Genomic DNA, 16,535 nt, shown 5'->3' with positions numbered 1-16,535 from the left:
CTTCTCCTCGGGGCCCGGTGTGTTCTCTGTTCTCCTCGAGCATCGAACGTCCGTTCGGGACGCCCCGTGACTCGAGTCGAAAACCGGTACCGACTGCCAGGGCCGCTCAGCTAACGAGCAGCCACAGGACCACCGTCAACACGATCGTTAGCAGGAGCACCGTCGTCCCGATCGTCGTCCGGAGGTGGATCGTCGATGGCTGTCCGCCGTCGGCCGGCCGGCGCTCGTCGACGTCGACCATCGGGATCCGGCGTGCGGCCTCCTCGACGGCCAGTACCGGGTTGTTCCCGATCCAGTAACACCGCGTGACGAACCCGACGACGGCGGCGTCGACCGCCGCGTACGTCTCGGTCACCGCGAGCATCGACCAGCGCCCGAGGTAGTACCCCGCCGGGAAGACGACCCGGGCCGGATCGGAGAGGTCGAGTTTCGAGAGCGGTTTGCGGACGACGACGAAGGTGACGGCCGCGACGCCCGTCAGGATCCCCGCCGTCTCGAGGTGGCTCGCACTGTAGGGGTGCAGGTGACTCTCGCCGCCGTAGTACTCGAAGGCGTGGGTACCCTCCTCGATCAGCGGCGCGAGGTCGGCAAGCCCCTGCCACCAGACGCCGAAGAGGAGACAGGCGCCACCGAGGCCAAACATCGCGACCGTCTGCCCGGGTTTGGCGTCGGGCACCGAGATGTCACTCTCACCGTGGAAGAAGACGTAGTAGCCGAGTTTGATGAACGAGAGCAGGGTCCCGATCGCGCCGAGCCACAGGAGATAGTACAGCGCCTGGTACTCGGGTTGGCCGTAGTAGCCCGGATCGGCCGCGTCGAAAATCATCCCCTTGCTGACGTAGCCGTTGAAGCCGGGGATGGCGGTGATCGACAGGGCACCGAGGCCGAACCCGACCGCAGTCAGCGGCATTTCCCGCCAGAGGCCGCCGAGCTTGTACAGGTCCTCTTCGCCGGTGCGATAGATGACGACGCCGACGGCCATGAACAGGAGGCTCTTGAACAGGATGTTGTTGAACAGGTGACTCATCGCGCCGGCGGTTGCGAGATGCGAGCCGATCCCGATCCCCGCGACGATGTAGCCGATCTGGGCCTGGATGTGGTACGACAGCAGCGCCCGCATGTCGTGCTGGAGGAGCGCGAAGGTCGCCCCGTAGACGGACATCACGCCGCCCATGTACGCGACGTAGATCGTCAGATCGCTTTCGGCGCCGACCGGGAACGCCCGGTAGAGGACGAACGCGCTCGTCTTCGTCGTGAACACCGAGAGGAACACCGACGCAGCGATGTGGGGCCGTGGGTACGTGTCGGGTAGCCAGACGTGTAGGCCGACGAAACCGACGTTGACGCCCATTCCGATCACGGCGAGCAGCGCCGGGAAGCCGGCTGCAATCCCGGAGCCGTCGTAGACGAACGTGCCGGCTTCCACGTAGTGAGCGGCGACCGCGAGAAGGACGATCACGCCCCCGGTGCCGTGGAACAGCGCGTACCGGAAGCCGGCCCGGACGGCCTCGCCGCCGTAGTGCCAGACGACGAGCGTACTCGTCAGGGCCATCAGCTCCCACATGAACACCAGGACGAGCCAGTCGCCGGCGAAGGCCGCCCCGAGCGACGATGAGACGTAGGCGAGCGCGATGGCCGTCAGCTCCCGGCTGGCCTCGCTCGAGTAGGCGTAGATAACCGAACAGACCCCGAGGAACCCGAGGCCGATCCCGACGAGCCGGGAGAAGTCGTCGACGTAGTAGGGGACGACCTCGAAGTGGCCGAGGAAGGTGCCCGCGAGGTGCTGTCCCTCCGGGGCGGTCAGCGAGATCGCCAGGACGGCCGCGAGGCTGAGCGCGCCGACGGCGTAGCCGGCGATCCGCGGCAGGACGAGCACGAGCAGCGCCGCCGCGAACACCAGAAGGGGCGGGTACGCGACGGAGAGGAGTTCGAGTTCGGTGCCGATCATTCGGCGATCACCTCCAGTGCTTCGGAAAGCGACAGGCCCTGTAACTCACCGAACGATTCGACGTCGAAGACCCCCTCGACGATGGTCGTCGCCACCTCGAGGAAGACGGCGGTGTCGGGGACGATTCCGAGGACGACCGCGCCGGTCGCGATGACCGCGATCGGCGCGATCATGAGCCAGGTGCTCTCCGCGAACGGGGAGCGCCGTTCCCACCCCTCGGCCGGCGGACCGCCGGTGAGGTGGTCCTCGTGGTCGCCGTGGTGGTCGACGGTACCGACGCGTTCACCCCCGCTGTCGGTCTCCCCGGGGACGGTGTGGTCGCTCGGGTACTCGTCGACGGCGTACTCGTAGTCGTCTTCCGTCTCGGTTCCGGCTTCGGTTTCGGTCGCTTCCGCCGCATCTTCGGCCCCGCCGCCGTCGGTCGCCACGCGGTCCTCGGCGAAGTACGACTCGAAGACGCCGCCCCGCGAGAACTCGAGGACGGGTTTCGCGTCGTGGTGGTCCTCGCTCTCGAAGAAGGCCGTGTAGACCACCGGCCAGAGGTACGCGATGTTGAGCACGCCCGAGAGGAGCAACGTGCCCGCGAACAGCCAGTACTCGCCGCCGACGTAGCCGGCACCGAGCAGCATGTAGAACTTGCTGACGAAGCCGGCGATCAGGGGCATGCCGGCCATCCCCGCCGCGCCGATCGCGAACGCCGACATCGTCAGCGGCATTCGCTTGCCGATGCCGGCCATCTCGCTGACGTAGTCGGTGTGGGTCTCGACGTGGATCGCCCCCGCACAGAAGAACAGGGTGAGCTTCGCGAACGCGTGGGCGGGGATGTGAAAGAGCGCGCCGACGACGGCGTAGGGATGCAACATCGAGAGCCCGAGCACGATGTAGGACAACTGGGCCGTCGTCGAGAACGCGAGTCGCCGCTTGAGGTGGTCCTTGCGCATCGCGATAATGCTCGCGGCGGTCAGCGTAAACGCCGCGACGATCGCGACCGGGACGTTCAGCCCGACTTCACCGATCCCCGGCACGGAGAGCGGTAGGTCGTGGATGAGCCCTGGACCGTAGACCTCGAGGATGACCCGTGCGACGCCGAACGCGCCGGACTTGACGACCGCGACGGCGTGGAGCAGCCCGGAAACGGGCGTCGGCGCGACCATCGCGTCCGCCAGCCAGGAGTGCAAGGGCATGACCGCGGCCTTGACGCCGAAGCCGGCGATCAGCAGGAAGAACGCAGCCTGGGCGTAGCCGGGTTCGGCGGCCGCTGCCTCGGCCAGCAGTTCCATCCCGCCGGCCTCGAAGGCCGTCGTCGCCGTCCCGACGGTGCTCGTGAGCCAGTAGACCATGACGGTCCCGGCGAGCAGGAAGACCCCGCCGCCGAAGAACGTGTACGTGAGGTACTTGCGGCCGGCGACGCGGGCCTCGTGGTCCTCGTTGTGTGCGACCAGTGGATAGGTCACGAGCGACAGCAGTTCGTAGAAGACGAAGATCGTCACCAGGTTCGCCGCGAAGGCGATCCCCACAGCGGTCGAGAGGCTGGCCGCGAACGCCGCGAAGAAGCGGGTCTGGGAGTGTTCGTCCAGTCCCCGCATGTAGCCCGCGGCGTAGAACGACGTGAAGATCCAGAGGAAACTGGCGAGCATGGCAAACAGCATGCCGAGCGGATCGGCCCGCAGCGCGAAGTCGACGCCGGCGAGGAACTCCACGCCCAGCGAGTCCGCGAGGCTCCACTCGTAGACGGTCCCCGACAGGACGCCGGGGAGCATGCTGGCGACGATTGCGAACTTCGAGACGGCGGCCAGCACGGACCACCCCTCGCGCACGTTCGGCCGACGATACGACGCGACGATCAGAACGACCGCGATCGCCGACACCAGGACGGCGGCCAGCGGTCGAACGCTTTCGACGGTCACCATCAGTTAAACACCTCCGAGACGAACGGATCCAGCAGTTCGAAGAACGCGCCGCCGGCGAAGCCGAGCGCGATCGCGCCGACCGCGGCGACGACGACCAGCGCGACCATCCCGACGGAGACCGCGCCCGGCACACCCCTGTCGAGCGGCGAGGAGCCGTCGCCGTCCCCGCCGTCCGCCGCGACGGGCTCGGAGGGGTGGGCCGCCTCGAGCGGACTCGCCGGCGTGAAGTACATCTTCTCGATCAGTCTGGCGGTGTAGGCAAGCGTCAACATCGTGCTGAGGAAGATGACGGCTGCGACGGGCCACTGTTCGGCCCGGACGGCCCCGAGGCCGATGTACCACTTGCCGACGAAGCCGACCGCTGGCGGGACGCCGACGAGCGCGATCAGCAGGGCGGCCGTCCCCCCGGCGGCGACGGGTCGGTTGTTCGCCAGGCCCGCGTACTCGTCGACGGTCCGGGCGCCATAACTGACCGAGACGAGGCCGACCGCGGCGAACAGGCCGGCCTTCATCAGCCCGTGGCCGACGAGGTGGATGGTCGCACCGACGAAGGCGGTCTCGTTGACGAGGCCGTAAGCGGCCACGATCAGCCCGAACTGCGAGACGGAAGAGAACGCGAGCATCCGCTTGACGTCCCGCTGGATCACCGCGAGGGTGCTGCCGGCCAGGATCGACACCGTCCCGACGGTGACGACGATCTCTGTGAGATAGGGTGTCGACGTGAGGAAGTCGGGACCGAACACGGTGTACATCACGCGCCCGAGCGCGTACGCCGAGGCGGTCGATACGAGCGCGGCGACCAGCGGCGTCACGCCGTCGGGTGCGTGCTGGTAGGCGCTGGGCTGCCAGGTGTGTAACGGCCACTGGGCGACCTTCAGCGCGAAGCCGACGAAGATGAACGCGAACGCGGCCCGAACCAGCACCTGCGCTTCTGCTTCGGGGATCGCCAGTGCGAGTTCGGCCATGTTCAGCGTCCCTGTCGCCATGAAGAGAAAGGCGACGCCGGTCAGGTAGATCGAGGCCCCGATCGTCCCCAGGATGAGGTACTTCAGGGCCGCGACTGCCGACTCCGGGCCGTCCCCGCTGGCGATCAGGGCGTAGGTCGCGAGACTCGAGATCTCGAGGAAGACGAACAGGTTGAACACGTCGCCGGTCAGCGAGATACCGAGCAGGCCGCCGGTCAACAGCAGGTAGGCGCTGTAGAAGGTGTTCCCGCGCGGGCCGCCGCGGCGGGTGTACGCGAGCACGCCCGCCGAAATCGTCGCGACGAGGACGACGATGGCCGTGGAGAACTCGTCGGCGACGAGTTCGATCCCGTAGGTCCGCGGATAGCCGCCGAGGTTGTGGATCACCGCGCCGCGCGTGTAGACCTCGGCCGCGAGCGCGAGGGCGCCGGCGACCAGTCCGACGGCGGTAATCGCGGCGACTGTCCAGCCGGTCCGGTCGAACCGCAGACCGAGCGCGACCGGAGCGGCGGCCATGAGGATCGGCGTGACGATCAGCAGGACCGGAACGAGGTCGACGATCCCGGAGAGAACGTCCGGGAGCAGTTCGACGCTACTCATCGGCGCGCACCTCCCTGAGCGTGTCTTCGCGGAGCGTTCCGTACTCCGAGTAGATGCGGATGACGAGCGCCAGGCCGACCGCCGTCATGGCGATGCCGACGACGATGGCGGTCAGCACGATGACCTGCGGCAGCGGACTGGCGACCGGCCCGTCGGCGGGCACGATCGGTGCCGACCCGCCCTCGACGTAGGCCATGGCGATGAAAAACAGGAAGATCGCCGACTGGAAGAGACTGACGCCGATCAGCTTCTTGACGAGGTTCTCGTTTGCGATAACCATGTAGATCCCGATTCCGAACAGGACGAACAGCAGGACGTAGGCGTACTGCGTCGCGAGTAGATCAATCATCGTCGCTCACCTCCGTATCCGAACTGCCAGCGCCGCGTCCGCGTCCGCGACCGCGTCGCTCGGCCGGCGTTTCGGCACCCGTTTCGGTTCTCGCTCCGTTCTGCCGGTCCGGGGTAAATCCGGCCGCCATCGCGAAGAACAGCGTGATGATGACCGACGAGACGATCAGCGAGATGCCGCCGATCTCGATCGCCTCGAGGCCCCACTTCTGCTTGATCCCGAGTTCGTAGTACAGCCGGTCGTACTCGAGGAAGTTCCCGCCGAGCGCGATCATCCCGAGGCCGACGGCGGTAAAGATCGCGACACCGCCGGTGGCGAGCCCTACGAGCACCCCGTCCCGTAGCCAGCGGCGGGTTGGGTCGATACCGAAGGCGAACGCTAGCATCAACACGGTGACGCCGACGATCGTCCCGCCCTGGAAGCTCCCGCCCGGCGTGTTGGCCCCGTGAAAGACCAGAAAGAGGCCGTACGTGAGGGTGAAAGGAGCGATGATCTTGACGGAAGTCATGATTACCTGGCTCTCGGTGTAGGTGTCGTCGTAGGAATCGGTTCGAGAGTTAGCGTCGGACATTTAGGCGAACACCTCCCGGTTCAGCGCGAGCAGCGTCGAGATGCCCGCGGCGAAGACGACGACCGCCTCGCCGAAGGTGTCGAACCCACGGTAGGCGGCGAGCACCGCCGAGACGGCGTTGTGGATACCGGTCTGTTCGTACGTGTTCTCGATGTAGTGCTGGGTCACGTCCTCGTTCGACCAGACCGGAGTCGTAGTGCTCCCGAGTTCGTACATCTCGGGCAGTACGGTGGCCGTGAGGACGACGACGAGCGCGCCGACCGCGACGACCGCCGGCACGTCGACCCGCTCGAACAGGTGGTCCGTCGACGGTCTGGCCGTCCGCGCGATGGTCAGCAACAGCAACAGCGTCGTCACGCCGGCGCCGATCGCGGCCTCGGTCATCGCGACGTCCGGGGCTAGCAGGAACGTATAGAGGATCGCCATCCCCAGGCTGTACGCGCCGAAGACGATGATCGTCGAGAGCACGTCACGGAACAGGGCCGTGGCGACCGCCGACGCCAGGATGAACACCGCAAGCGCGTAGGCGAACGCGCTCATCGCTTCTCACCCCCGTCGGCGACGGTCTCGGCATCGGTCTCCTCGCCTTCGTTCGCCAGCAGCGGTTCGACCCCCGTCTCCGCCGCGGAGCGGGCGATCGCGTGGGCTGCGGTCGGGTTCGTGACGAACACGAAAAACAGCAACAGGACGGTGTAGACCGTCACGTGGCGCCAGCCGAAGGCCAGGGCGACCCCGGCGAGAGCGAACCCGGCCCCGAGCGTGTCCGTCTGCGAGGCGGTGTGTGCCCGCGAATAGATGTCCGGCAGCCGGAGGATGCCAACCGTCGAGACGAACGTGAAGAACACGCCGAGTCCGAGCAGGACGACGGCCGCCCAGAACCGCAGCGTTTCGATCACAGGACACCACCTCGTTCGACGGTGAACTTCGAGATGGCGACCGACATCAGGAAGTTCAGCAGGGCGTAGATCAGCGCCACGTCGAGGAACCACGGCTGGTCGAGTGCGACGGCCAGCAGCGCCAGAATGACGACCGTGTTGGTGCCGAGCACGTTCACGGCGAGCAGTCGATCCTGGGTCGTCGGCCCGACGACCGCGCGGTAGAACATCGCGATCGCGAGCACGACGAACAGGCCGGCTGCGACGAGGAACGCCTCCTCGAGGGCGAACGGTTCGGGGATCACAGTTCGTCACCTCCGACGACGTCCGCGTCGTCGCGCTCCCGCGGTGAGGCGATCGCGCCCGCCGCTTCCCGACCGTAGAAGACGAACCGGATCGCCTTCTCGAGGCCGCCATCGAAGAGGTCCTCGCGAGCGGACGGGATCAGCGTGTGGACCAGCAGTCGCTGATCGTCGGCGCGGACGGTCAGCGTCCCCGGCGTGAGCGTGATGCTGTTTGCCAGCGCAGTCAGTGGGAGTCCGCTGCGGACGCGGGCGTTGACCCGCGTCAGCGTCGGCTCTATCGGCATCGACGGACGGAGGATCACGGCCGACACCGCGATGTTCGCCCTGACGATCTCCCAGAGCAAGTACGGGATGTACAGAATGAACCGACCGACACGGATCGGCGACCGCACGCGGTCCAGCGGGAACGAGAACGTGACCTGTGCGAGTGTCGCCGAGACGATCCCAGCGACCGCGACGCCGGTCACGATGTCGAACCAGTAGAACGGATCCCCCAATACGAGATAGAAGCCAAAGGAGATCCAGAACGTCGCGAACAGCTGGTCGAACCGCTGTCCGCCCGTGACCAGTCGCCCGTGTCGTGCCGGTCGGTCGACCGGTGCTTCGTCGTACGAGACCCCCCGGCGGTCGAGTTCGCGCTCGAGTGGCTGGAGTATCCGTGCGGTAACCCCGGGCTGGTATTCCGGATCGAGCACGATCCTGTCGATTTCGCGGTCCCTGGCGTAAGACGCGAAGATCTCCGCGTAGTCCCGCGGTCCGAAGAGGTATTCGTCGGTGCCAAGCGCCGCCGTTTCGATCCGTACCTCGGCGTCGCCGGCGTCTTCCTCGGCCCAGTTGCGAGCCCGGGAGAGCAGTTCCTCGGCCTCGTCGGCCTGGGTGCGCCCCTCGGGCATCTCCTCGTCGTACGGGAGCGCGACCACCAGATGACACTCGAGTTCGTCGGCGTCCTCGAGGCCGGACCGGATGGCGTAGTCGACCGTCTGCCGAACAGTCACCGTGTCCGACAGCGGTACGAGCACTCGGTTAGCCGCCACGGCCCATCCCCTCGGGTGGCCGTCGTTTGCTACTCATGGCTCTTTTCGTTAGTCGATGCAAGCGTTAGCCGGAGGAAAACGGTTTCGTTATTCCCGCTCCCGGATTCGACCCGCAACTGGGAGCGACGGGGCCGAGAGCAGCCAGTGTCCGGATTCGCCCGTTCGTTTCGGGAGTGGATGAGCGACGACACGACCGGCGATCCGCCGAGGGCTGTAAGTCCGTAAACGTTCATTTTCCCTGACGTTGTACAGCCGGTCATGGCACGGAACGCCGACGCTGACGCCGATACCGACGTCGTGCTGGTCGACGGCGCACGCACGCCCCACGGAACGTTGCTGGGATCGCTGGCGGACGTGGACGCCGTCGAACTCGCCCGCACGGCGATCGACGGACTCCTCGAGCGTGCCCCGGTCGACGGCGGCGACGTCGACTGGGTGGGCCTTGGCAACGCCATCCAGGCGGGAATCGGCCAGGTACCCGGTCGACAGGCCGTCGTCGAGTCCGGACTGCCGAACGCGACCCAGACCACGACGGTCAACGAGGCTTCCGGCTCCGGGCTCCGGGCGATCACGCTCGCGGCGGACCGGATCGACGCCGGTCGGGCGGACCTCGCGGTCGCCGGCGGCTTCGAGTCGATGACCAACGCCCCCTGGATCCTCCCCGACTACCGGAAAGGGCGACGTCACGGCGACGTTCGGATCAAGGACTCGATGATCCTCGACTCGCTGTGGGACCGAAACCTCGACGTCCACATGGGAGAGATCACCGAGCGACTGGTCGATCGCGAGGGTATCTCCCGCGAGGCCCAGGACGAGTACGCCCTCGAGAGCCATCGACTCGCGGCCGAAGCGATCGAGTCCGGCACGTTCGACGAGGAGATCGTGCCCGTCGAGACGGGGGACGAGCACGTCGGGCAGGACGAAGGGCCGCGTCCGGACTCGACGCTCGAGGACCTCGCCGAGTTGCCGACCTCGTTCCGCGAGGAGGGAACGATCACTCCGGGGAACGCCTCGAAGCTCAGCGACGGTGCGGGGACCGTGTTGCTCGCCGACGCCGAAACAGCGGACGAACGCGGCCTCGAGCCGATGGCACGGCTGGTCGACTACGACCTGGTCTACCGGGACCCCGACGAGTTCAACGAGGCCGTCGGGGACGTCGTCGCGGGACTGCTCGAGCGCAACGACCTCGCTGTCGCGGACGTCGACGCCTACTGGATCAACGAGGCCTTCGCCGCGCAGTCGGTGTACGTCATGGAACGGCTCGGGATCCCCCGCGAGCGGATGAACCCCCTGGGCGGCGCGGTCGCCTTCGGTCATCCGATCGGCGGCTCCGGTGGCATGCTCGCGACGAGCCTCGCGTACCAGTTCCAGCGCGAGGACGCCGAACGCGGCATGGTCGGCATGAGCGTCGGCGGCGGCGGGGCGATCATGGCGCTGCTCGAGGAGCCGTCGCTGTAGCGGTCGGCGGGGTCGAAGTCGACGTCCACGTCCACGTCCACGTCGACGCCCGCTCGCGTCACCACAGTCCGGGACGTTTACCATCCGGCCGCACCATCTCCCGGCAATGACGCTGTACTCGCGGGTTCGTCCACTCGCGTTCAAACTGCCGGCCGAGACCGCCCACGATCTCGGCAAGCGGACGCTCCGGGCGGCCCAGTCCACGCGACCGACCAGAGCGGCGCTGTCGTACGCCTACGGCTACGACCACCCCGCCCTCGAGGTCGACCTGTTCGGCGAGACGTTCCCGAACCCAGTCGGCGTGGCCGCCGGGTTCGACAAGAACGCCGAAATGACCCACGCGCTGGCCGCGCTGGGCTTTGGCTTCGTCGAGATCGGGACCGTCACGCCGTACCCCCAGGAGGGAAACGATCGCCCCCGACTGTTCCGCCTGCGGGAGGACCGCGGGATGATAAACCGGATGGGCTTCAACGGCCAGGGGATGGAGCGCGTTAAGGAACGCCTCGAGGAAGACGGCACGCCCGGCGTCCCGCTCGGGGTCAACGTCGGGAAAATGAACTCCTCGACGGCCGACGAGGCCATCGAGGACTACCGGCGCGTCTTCGATCGCCTCTCGCCCTTTGCCGACTACGTCGTCGTCAACGTCTCCTGTCCCAACACCCCAGAGGAGTTCGACGAATCCTCGCCCGAACACCTCGAGCGGATCTTCGAGACGCTCGCGGCCGAAAACGACGCGGACGTGCCGATCCTCGTGAAGATCGGTCCCGACTCGCCCGAGGAGTCGATCCTCGAACTCGTCGACATCGTGCGCGAGTTGGGTGTCGACGGCATCGTCGCCACGAATACCTCGACGACCCGCGAGGGCCTCGAGTCGCCCGAGCGTGAGGAGTGGGGTGGACTGAGTGGGAAGCCGATCGCGGACCGGTCGACCGCCGTGATCCGGGCGATCGCCGAGCATACCGACGGCGAGTTGCCGATCGTCGGCGTCGGCGGGGTCGACTCCGCCGAGAGCGCCTACGAGAAGATCCGGGCGGGCGCGTCGCTCGTCCAACTGTATACCGGGTTCATCTACGGCGGCCCGTCGACGGCGAAACGTATCAACCGAGGACTGGCGGCGCTGCTCCAGCGAGACGGGTTCTCCTCGGTCGAGGACGCGGTCGGGGCGGATCTCGAGCTCGAGTAACGGACGCAGCGCGACAAGGAGCCTTACGACGGGGCGTTCGACGGATCCGGGTCGTCGATGGCATCGTCGAGGCCGTGCAGTTCCGCGGGACCGACCGCCTCCTCGGCACGTTCCTCGCGCAACTCCCGGGTCGTTGCCTCCTCGCGTTGGGTTTCGACCGTCGGCTCGGCCTCGCCGTCGGTCACGGAGAGGTACACCGACCGGAGTCGTTCCGTTCTATCCGTCTCGGAGTCGCCTTCGACGTCAGCGTCGGTCGCAGTCATGGATCGATCCCTCACCCGGTGGAAGGCCCGTGAGGTGAATATAAAGTGTGTGTTACTCTCACTTACTGGGAACATTCGAGCGCTCGAGAACGTCCCGAGCGCCGGCGGATCCGGGAACGAAAACTGCACGAGGGAAGCCCCGCACGGCAGGGGCTATTCTCGAGCGGGCGCATCGAAACCCGCGCGGATTAAATCCGGCCTATCGGTTCCTCACCCGGCTCAAACCACTCGTTTGGGCCGTGATGACTTCCCCTTCCGCTCATAACCGTCCCTCGCTGACGTGATGAGCCAGTTGTGATGGGGAGAAGACAGTATTCGATCAGGTCGCTGAATCGTCGTCTACCTCGACTCGAGTCCCGTACCCACTCTCACCGACCACGTCGCCGTCCTCGTACACCACCTCACCACGAACCACCGTCGCAACGGCCTTGCCGGTGAACGACTCCCCGACGAACGGCGTCACGCAGTTCTTCGAGTGCAACGCCGAACTATCCTCGAGCGTCCACTCCTCGTCGGGGTCCACGATCGTGAAGTCGGCGTCGGTCCCGACCTGCAGCGATCCCTTCTGCGGGTACATGCCCCAGACCTGAGCGGGCCGCATCGAGTGGCGGCGGACCCACTCCTCGAGGGTGAACCGGCCCTCGTTTACGAACGACAGCATCACCGGAACTTCGGTCTCGAGACCGACGAAGCCCGAGGTCGCGTCCCAGGTGTTCCCGAAGGGATCGTCGACCTTCTTCTCCTCGGGGGTGTGGGGTGCGTGATCGGTCGCGAAGCAGTCGATCGCACCCCCCTCGATCCCGACCTCCCAGAGCCGCTCCCGTTCGTCGGCGTCCCGGATCGGCGGCTGGATCCGCGCCGGATTCCCTTTTTCGCGCATGACGTCCTCGGTGAACCAGAGGTAGTGAGGCGTCGTCTCGGCGGTCACGTCCACGCCGCGGTCCTTCCCGCGGGCGACGGCCTCGGCCGCCGACCCCGAGGAGACGTGGAACATGTGGATCTTCGCGCCGGTCTCCTCGGCGAAGGTGATCATCCGCTCGACGGCCTCCTGCTCGGCGATCACGGGCCGGGAGTGGGAGTGATCGATAGGATCGTTCCGGCTCTCTTCCTTGAACTTCTCCGTATAGTAATCGATGATCTCGCCGTTTTCCTCGTGGAAGCCGAGTCGCTTCCCCGTCTCCCGGATGCGCTCCATCGCCTCGAGGATCTCCCCGTCGCTCGGCGGCGGCACGTCCCCGACCGTCGAGCCGAGGAAGACCTTGTAGCCGAGGACGCCGGCGTCGGAAAGCGCCGGGATCTCGTCGAGGTTCTCCGAGGTGACGACCGCGTAGCTCTGAAAGTCGACGTGGGCAGCGGCCTCGCCGCGGTCGTACTTCAGTTCGAGGCGGTCGGCGCTGTCGATGACGGGGTCGGTGTTGGGCATCCCGACGACGGTCGTCAGGCCGCCGGCCGCTGCGGCGCGGGTGGCCGACTCCCAGTCCTCCTTGTACTCGAGGCCCGGCTCGCGGTTGTGGATGTGACAGTCGACGATACCGGGGACGAGTACACGGCCCTCGCCATCGACGACGCGATCGGCGTCGGGCAACCGGTCGCTTCGGCCGACGGCAACGATGGTGCCGTCCTCGACGGCGACGCCCGCGTCCGGCGTTCGGCCTGCGGGGGTGACCACGGTACAGTTCCGCACGACGAGATCGACGGTCATTGGCCAGCGGTTGTCGAGGCGGGCGCATATAGCTTCGGTTGCCCGGTCGACGAACCCCTGCCTCGAGGCGTCGATCGATGCGGCGACCGCGATCAGATCCCCAGCGCGTCGCCGATCGCCTCGCGGACCGGAACGAGGGCTTCGTCGGTTCGATCGCGCGCTCGAGCGACGTCGACGTCGATCTACCGCTCGACGGAGCCGGGCTGGTCGTCGAGGACGACCACGTGGTCCGCGAGGGAGGTCGTTTCTTCGACGTCGTGGGTGGCGAGCACGGTCGTCTGCTCGAGTCGCTCGCGAACCTCGAGCAGGTCCCGGTCAACGTCCCGGATTCCCGTCGAGAAGTTGAGGTACACCGGCAAAAACGCCCCGAGCGCGATGAGGGTCACCTTCACGTCCTCGCCGATGCCGAACCACAGGAGGAACAGCGGCACCCACGCCAGTGACGGGATGTTTTTCATGTTTCGGCCGGCGGATCGGTCGGTACCGGCGTTCGACGGGCAGTAGGGGCACAAGGGACCCGAACGCTCGGTTTCCGGGACCGTCGAGAGTCGATTTCCGGACGTGGTAGGTATCGGTACCATTTACGCGAACCCACGACGCTGCGTCAGCGCTTCGAGAGAGCCAGTTCGGCCCCGATCTCCGCGTAGAGACCATCTACGGAGCCATAGGCGAGGGATACTAAACGGCGTGCACGACGTCGGTCCGGCGATGGCTACGCCACCGATCCGTGACCGGACGATACTCGTCACCGGCGGTGCCGGGTTCATTGGGAGCCACCTCGTGGACGCGCTCGCTCCGGACAACGACGTACGCGTGCTCGACGACTTCTCGAGCGGCCGTCGGGGAAACCTGCCCGACGACGATGACGGCGACGTCGACATCGACGTCTACGACGGCGACGTCGGTGATCCCGACCTGCTCCGGCGGGCCGCCAGCGGAGCCGATCTGATCTTCCACCAGGCCGCAATCGTCTCCGTCACGCAAAGCGTCGACGAGCCCTGGGAGAGCAACCGGACGAACCTCGACGCCGGCCTGCTCGTGCTCGAACAGGCCCGGCGGGAGGACGCACGGGTCGTCCTCGCCTCGAGTGCGGCGATCTATGGCCACCCCGACGAGCTTCCGGTCTCCGAGACGGCGACGACCGAACCGACTTCCCCTTACGGAATCCAGAAACTCGCCCTCGACGGGTACGCCCGTCGCTACGAGGAGTTGTACGATCTGCCGACCGTCGCCCTGCGGTACTTCAACGTCTACGGGCCACGCCAGCAGGGCCCCTACAGCGGCGTCATCTCGACGTTTCTGGAGCAAGCAAGCGCCGGCGAGCCGATCACGATCCAGGGGGACGGCGAGCAGACGCGCGACTTCGTCCACGTCACGGACGTCGTCAGGGCGAACCTCGCCGCGGCGACGACCGACGCCGTCGGCGAGGCCTACAACGTCGGGACCGGGGATCGAACCTCGATCCGGGAACTCGCCGAGATAATAAGAGAGGTGACCGATTCGGCCTCGCCGATCGTCCATACGGAGCCGCGACCGGGCGACGTTCGCCACAGCGGAGCCGACGTATCGAAAGCCCGGCGCGACCTCGGGTTCGAGTCACGGGTTGATCTCCGGGCCGGTATCCACTCGCTCGTCGACGGTGGGCGCCGTGGAACCGAACCGGGTTCCGGGGAATTCGTCCTCTCGGACGGGGGAAACACCGATCTTACCGACTGAAAGGCGACGGTATCGTGAGGACCGGCACCTGTTCCGTTCGATCACGGTCGCCACCGCGGTCGCCCACCCTGTTGGCGTGATCGTTCCCCAAATACGATGAATGACGTATTGTTTACGCTTCCGTGCGGTTAACGTGCGATCCAGTCCGTGTACGTGAGAGATAACTAACGGTACGGAGGGATTCACCGCCGAATATGATCGATAGCCTCATCGTATTCGGCGTCAGCCTGCTGATCGGCGCCCTCGGGATTTTCATGGGCGCGAAAGTAATCGTGGATGCGGAGAACTACACGTACGCGATCGGCACCGCGTTGATCGGTGCCATCGTCTGGGCCGTCGTCGGCTTTTTCTTCGGGTGGATTCCGCTTCTCGGACCGTTGCTCGTATTCGTCTCCTACCTGGCGGTGATCAACTCCCGATACCCCGGTGGCTGGGTCGACGCGGCGGCGATCACGATCGTCGCGTGGGTCTCGGTACTGGTCGTCCTCTACGCCCTCGCAGTGCTCGGCGTTACCGGATTCGATGCTGTCGGCGTCCCGGGTGTCTGAGTTCCCACCCGCGCGTCGTCGACTCGAGGCGACGAAAAGCAGTATTACTCGCTGAACCCGGATCGAATCCGACCTAATCGTCCCGAACGTCCGACCGAGTTTATTCGAGGCCTTCGCAAACGGCCTTCTGCGCCCCGGTATGGAACGCGAACTCGTCGTGGCGGTGGCGCTTGCGCTCGTGGTCGTCGTCGCCCTCGCAGGGTGTGGCGGTCCGGGCGATGCGCCGGAAGAGGACGACGATGATCCGGACGAACAGCCGCCGGACGAGACGGACCAGACGGACCAGACGGACGAGACGACCGACGACACGCCGGACGAGGCTCCCGGCGGTCATCTCTCCATCGGCGATCGGGTCCACGTACCGTGGTCGTCGCCCGGCTAACCGGGACCGCCGCTCGAGTTCGCCATCGTATCGGGGGTGGACCGACACGGCACTGGGGCGAACCGATCGATAGTCACACCTGTCATTCCCTGTGAGATACAGAACAATAAATAACAATAAATGAATTATAAAAAACACTTTGTAGAGCGGTCACGACGGTACAGAGACGAGTGAGCGACCACCACCCAACTTACATGCCATGAGACGCCATTTCCGACATTCGGGTAGTATCGTCGCTCTCACTCTCTCGTCGAGCGAATTCTCCGTCGGGATCGAGTTCGGTTCCTACGGGCCGGTATCGTACGGCCGGGAACCGATCCTCCAGCTCGGCGGGGGGCCACACGTCGCCGCGGCTGTCGGGATCATCGGGCTCGCCTTGCTCGGGGGGTTTCTCGCGATCCGCAATCGGCTCGAAAAGGGGGAGTCCATCGGGAACGACCGGGAACCGGATCAAGAGGAGTTCATAACCGATCGGGAACGGGTTCGGCAACTGATCAACGAGAACGGCGGCCGCATGAAGCAATCACGGATCGTCGACTCCGTCGACTGGTCGAAGGCGAAAGTCAGCCGTTTACTGGCCGAACTCGAGGAGGAAGGCAAGGTCACGAAGCTTCGGCTGGGCAGGGAGAATCTCGTCTGTTTACCGGACCACGAACCCACTGCCTCGAAGTCCCGCGAACAGCCGCAAAACGAATAGTTAGGACCCGAGTCGGCGACAAAACACCG

17 protein-coding genes and 1 pseudogene are annotated in these 16,535 nt (G+C 66.3%); 6 read left to right on the top strand and 12 right to left on the bottom strand.

The features are described from left to right. Positions 1–106: 106 nt before the first annotated feature. Genes CHINAEXTREME_RS16690 through CHINAEXTREME_RS16650 form a run of 9 tightly spaced genes read right to left on the bottom strand, consistent with a single transcriptional unit; the run spans position 107 to position 8,557 of the window. Positions 107–1,948 (bottom strand): Na(+)/H(+) antiporter subunit D, encoded by a 1,842-nt coding sequence (locus CHINAEXTREME_RS16690; RefSeq protein ID WP_007142963.1) that lies wholly within the window; start codon positions 1,946–1,948, stop codon positions 107–109. Continuing rightward, the gene (locus tag CHINAEXTREME_RS16685) at positions 1,945–3,858 is read right to left on the bottom strand and encodes a proton-conducting transporter transmembrane domain-containing protein (RefSeq protein ID WP_007142962.1); all 1,914 of its coding nucleotides are present in this window, start codon (positions 3,856–3,858) and stop codon (positions 1,945–1,947) included. Before CHINAEXTREME_RS16685 ends, CHINAEXTREME_RS16690 begins: the two co-directional genes overlap by 4 nt. Continuing rightward, a complete protein-coding gene (locus tag CHINAEXTREME_RS16680; protein ID WP_007142961.1) occupies positions 3,858–5,423 on the bottom strand; it encodes a monovalent cation/H+ antiporter subunit D family protein in 1,566 nt (521 codons plus the stop codon). Before CHINAEXTREME_RS16680 ends, CHINAEXTREME_RS16685 begins: the two co-directional genes overlap by 1 nt. Then, entirely contained in the window at positions 5,416–5,772 is a 357-nt protein-coding gene (locus tag CHINAEXTREME_RS16675; protein ID WP_007142960.1) for a cation:proton antiporter subunit C, read from the bottom strand. Before CHINAEXTREME_RS16675 ends, CHINAEXTREME_RS16680 begins: the two co-directional genes overlap by 8 nt. After that, positions 5,765–6,343, bottom strand: coding sequence for an MnhB domain-containing protein (locus CHINAEXTREME_RS16670; protein WP_007142959.1), 579 nt, complete (start codon positions 6,341–6,343; stop codon positions 5,765–5,767). Before CHINAEXTREME_RS16670 ends, CHINAEXTREME_RS16675 begins: the two co-directional genes overlap by 8 nt. Continuing rightward, complete coding sequence (locus CHINAEXTREME_RS16665; RefSeq protein ID WP_007142958.1) at positions 6,344–6,883, bottom strand: DUF4040 domain-containing protein; 540 nt, start codon at positions 6,881–6,883, stop codon at positions 6,344–6,346. It abuts the gene before it with no gap. Then, the gene (mnhG, locus tag CHINAEXTREME_RS16660; protein WP_007142957.1) at positions 6,880–7,239 is read right to left on the bottom strand and encodes a monovalent cation/H(+) antiporter subunit G; all 360 of its coding nucleotides are present in this window, start codon (positions 7,237–7,239) and stop codon (positions 6,880–6,882) included. The genes CHINAEXTREME_RS16665 and mnhG overlap by 4 nt, the downstream gene beginning before the upstream one ends. Then, the gene (locus tag CHINAEXTREME_RS16655; RefSeq protein WP_007142956.1) at positions 7,236–7,523 is read right to left on the bottom strand and encodes a cation:proton antiporter; all 288 of its coding nucleotides are present in this window, start codon (positions 7,521–7,523) and stop codon (positions 7,236–7,238) included. The genes mnhG and CHINAEXTREME_RS16655 overlap by 4 nt, the downstream gene beginning before the upstream one ends. After that, positions 7,520–8,557, bottom strand: coding sequence for a monovalent cation/H+ antiporter subunit E (locus CHINAEXTREME_RS16650; protein WP_029601721.1), 1,038 nt, complete (start codon positions 8,555–8,557; stop codon positions 7,520–7,522). The genes CHINAEXTREME_RS16655 and CHINAEXTREME_RS16650 overlap by 4 nt, the downstream gene beginning before the upstream one ends. A 258-nt stretch (positions 8,558–8,815) precedes the next feature. Between CHINAEXTREME_RS16650 and CHINAEXTREME_RS16645 the strand changes: the two genes are divergently transcribed. Both CHINAEXTREME_RS16645 and CHINAEXTREME_RS16640 read left to right on the top strand, forming a co-directional pair. Further along, positions 8,816–10,015, top strand: a complete 1,200-nt coding sequence (locus CHINAEXTREME_RS16645; RefSeq protein WP_007142954.1) for a thiolase family protein — start codon at positions 8,816–8,818, stop codon at positions 10,013–10,015. 106 nt (positions 10,016–10,121) lie between these two features. Further along, positions 10,122–11,198, top strand: coding sequence for a quinone-dependent dihydroorotate dehydrogenase (locus tag CHINAEXTREME_RS16640; RefSeq protein WP_007142953.1), 1,077 nt, complete (start codon positions 10,122–10,124; stop codon positions 11,196–11,198). 23 nt (positions 11,199–11,221) lie between these two features. On the opposite strand, the gene CHINAEXTREME_RS16635 is transcribed toward CHINAEXTREME_RS16640, so the two are convergent. The 3 genes and pseudogenes from CHINAEXTREME_RS16635 to CHINAEXTREME_RS22565 all read right to left on the bottom strand — a co-directional run. Beyond that, a complete protein-coding gene (locus CHINAEXTREME_RS16635; protein WP_007142952.1) occupies positions 11,222–11,461 on the bottom strand; it encodes a hypothetical protein in 240 nt (79 codons plus the stop codon). A 319-nt stretch (positions 11,462–11,780) separates the two neighbouring features. After that, positions 11,781–13,163, bottom strand: coding sequence for an allantoinase AllB (gene allB, locus CHINAEXTREME_RS16630; RefSeq protein WP_010546829.1), 1,383 nt, complete (start codon positions 13,161–13,163; stop codon positions 11,781–11,783). 289 nt (positions 13,164–13,452) lie between these two features. Continuing rightward, a pseudogene (locus CHINAEXTREME_RS22565) lies at positions 13,453–13,627 on the bottom strand (ABC transporter permease); the annotation flags it as partial. A 244-nt stretch (positions 13,628–13,871) separates the two neighbouring features. On the opposite strand from CHINAEXTREME_RS22565, the gene CHINAEXTREME_RS16620 reads away from it, so the two are divergent. The 4 genes from CHINAEXTREME_RS16620 to CHINAEXTREME_RS16605 all read left to right on the top strand — a co-directional run bounded on the left by CHINAEXTREME_RS16620 (position 13,872) and on the right by CHINAEXTREME_RS16605 (position 16,506). Next, the gene (locus CHINAEXTREME_RS16620; protein WP_044962021.1) at positions 13,872–14,879 is read left to right on the top strand and encodes an NAD-dependent epimerase/dehydratase family protein; all 1,008 of its coding nucleotides are present in this window, start codon (positions 13,872–13,874) and stop codon (positions 14,877–14,879) included. 194 nt (positions 14,880–15,073) lie between these two features. Beyond that, positions 15,074–15,427, top strand: a complete 354-nt coding sequence (locus CHINAEXTREME_RS16615; RefSeq protein WP_007142949.1) for a hypothetical protein — start codon at positions 15,074–15,076, stop codon at positions 15,425–15,427. Between the two features lie 139 nt (positions 15,428–15,566). Then, positions 15,567–15,809, top strand: coding sequence for a hypothetical protein (locus tag CHINAEXTREME_RS16610; protein WP_007142948.1), 243 nt, complete (start codon positions 15,567–15,569; stop codon positions 15,807–15,809). Positions 15,810–16,008: 199 nt separating this feature from the next. Beyond that, on the top strand, positions 16,009–16,506 hold the full coding sequence (locus tag CHINAEXTREME_RS16605; RefSeq protein ID WP_007142947.1) for a helix-turn-helix transcriptional regulator: 498 nt from the start codon (positions 16,009–16,011) through the stop codon (positions 16,504–16,506). Positions 16,507–16,535: the final 29 nt, after the last annotated feature.

Source organism: Halobiforma lacisalsi AJ5, assembly GCF_000226975.2.
GTDB lineage: Archaea > Halobacteriota > Halobacteria > Halobacteriales > Natrialbaceae > Natronobacterium > Natronobacterium lacisalsi.
Note: the sequence above shows the minus strand (reverse complement) of the source record. Positions and strands in the feature narration are given on the sequence as shown.

What these genes read in the sequence shown, in the direction of transcription:
- CHINAEXTREME_RS16680 (WP_007142961.1), bottom strand. Translation starts at nt 5,423, where the DNA reads ATGAGTAGCGTCGAACTGCTCCCGGACGTTCTCTCCGGGATCGTCGAC.
- CHINAEXTREME_RS16615 (WP_007142949.1), top strand. Translation starts at nt 15,074, where the DNA reads ATGATCGATAGCCTCATCGTATTCGGCGTCAGCCTGCTGATCGGCGCC.
- CHINAEXTREME_RS16645 (WP_007142954.1), top strand. Translation starts at nt 8,816, where the DNA reads ATGGCACGGAACGCCGACGCTGACGCCGATACCGACGTCGTGCTGGTC.
- CHINAEXTREME_RS16685 (WP_007142962.1), bottom strand. Translation starts at nt 3,858, where the DNA reads ATGGTGACCGTCGAAAGCGTTCGACCGCTGGCCGCCGTCCTGGTGTCG.
- CHINAEXTREME_RS16675 (WP_007142960.1), bottom strand. Translation starts at nt 5,772, where the DNA reads ATGATTGATCTACTCGCGACGCAGTACGCCTACGTCCTGCTGTTCGTC.
- CHINAEXTREME_RS16635 (WP_007142952.1), bottom strand. Translation starts at nt 11,461, where the DNA reads ATGACTGCGACCGACGCTGACGTCGAAGGCGACTCCGAGACGGATAGA.
- CHINAEXTREME_RS16640 (WP_007142953.1), top strand. Translation starts at nt 10,122, where the DNA reads ATGACGCTGTACTCGCGGGTTCGTCCACTCGCGTTCAAACTGCCGGCC.
- CHINAEXTREME_RS16670 (WP_007142959.1), bottom strand. Translation starts at nt 6,343, where the DNA reads ATGTCCGACGCTAACTCTCGAACCGATTCCTACGACGACACCTACACC.
- CHINAEXTREME_RS16620 (WP_044962021.1), top strand. Translation starts at nt 13,872, where the DNA reads ATGGCTACGCCACCGATCCGTGACCGGACGATACTCGTCACCGGCGGT.
- CHINAEXTREME_RS16610 (WP_007142948.1), top strand. Translation starts at nt 15,567, where the DNA reads ATGGAACGCGAACTCGTCGTGGCGGTGGCGCTTGCGCTCGTGGTCGTC.
- CHINAEXTREME_RS16690 (WP_007142963.1), bottom strand. Translation starts at nt 1,948, where the DNA reads ATGATCGGCACCGAACTCGAACTCCTCTCCGTCGCGTACCCGCCCCTT.
- allB (WP_010546829.1), bottom strand. Translation starts at nt 13,163, where the DNA reads ATGACCGTCGATCTCGTCGTGCGGAACTGTACCGTGGTCACCCCCGCA.
- CHINAEXTREME_RS16605 (WP_007142947.1), top strand. Translation starts at nt 16,009, where the DNA reads ATGAGACGCCATTTCCGACATTCGGGTAGTATCGTCGCTCTCACTCTC.
- CHINAEXTREME_RS16665 (WP_007142958.1), bottom strand. Translation starts at nt 6,883, where the DNA reads ATGAGCGCGTTCGCCTACGCGCTTGCGGTGTTCATCCTGGCGTCGGCG.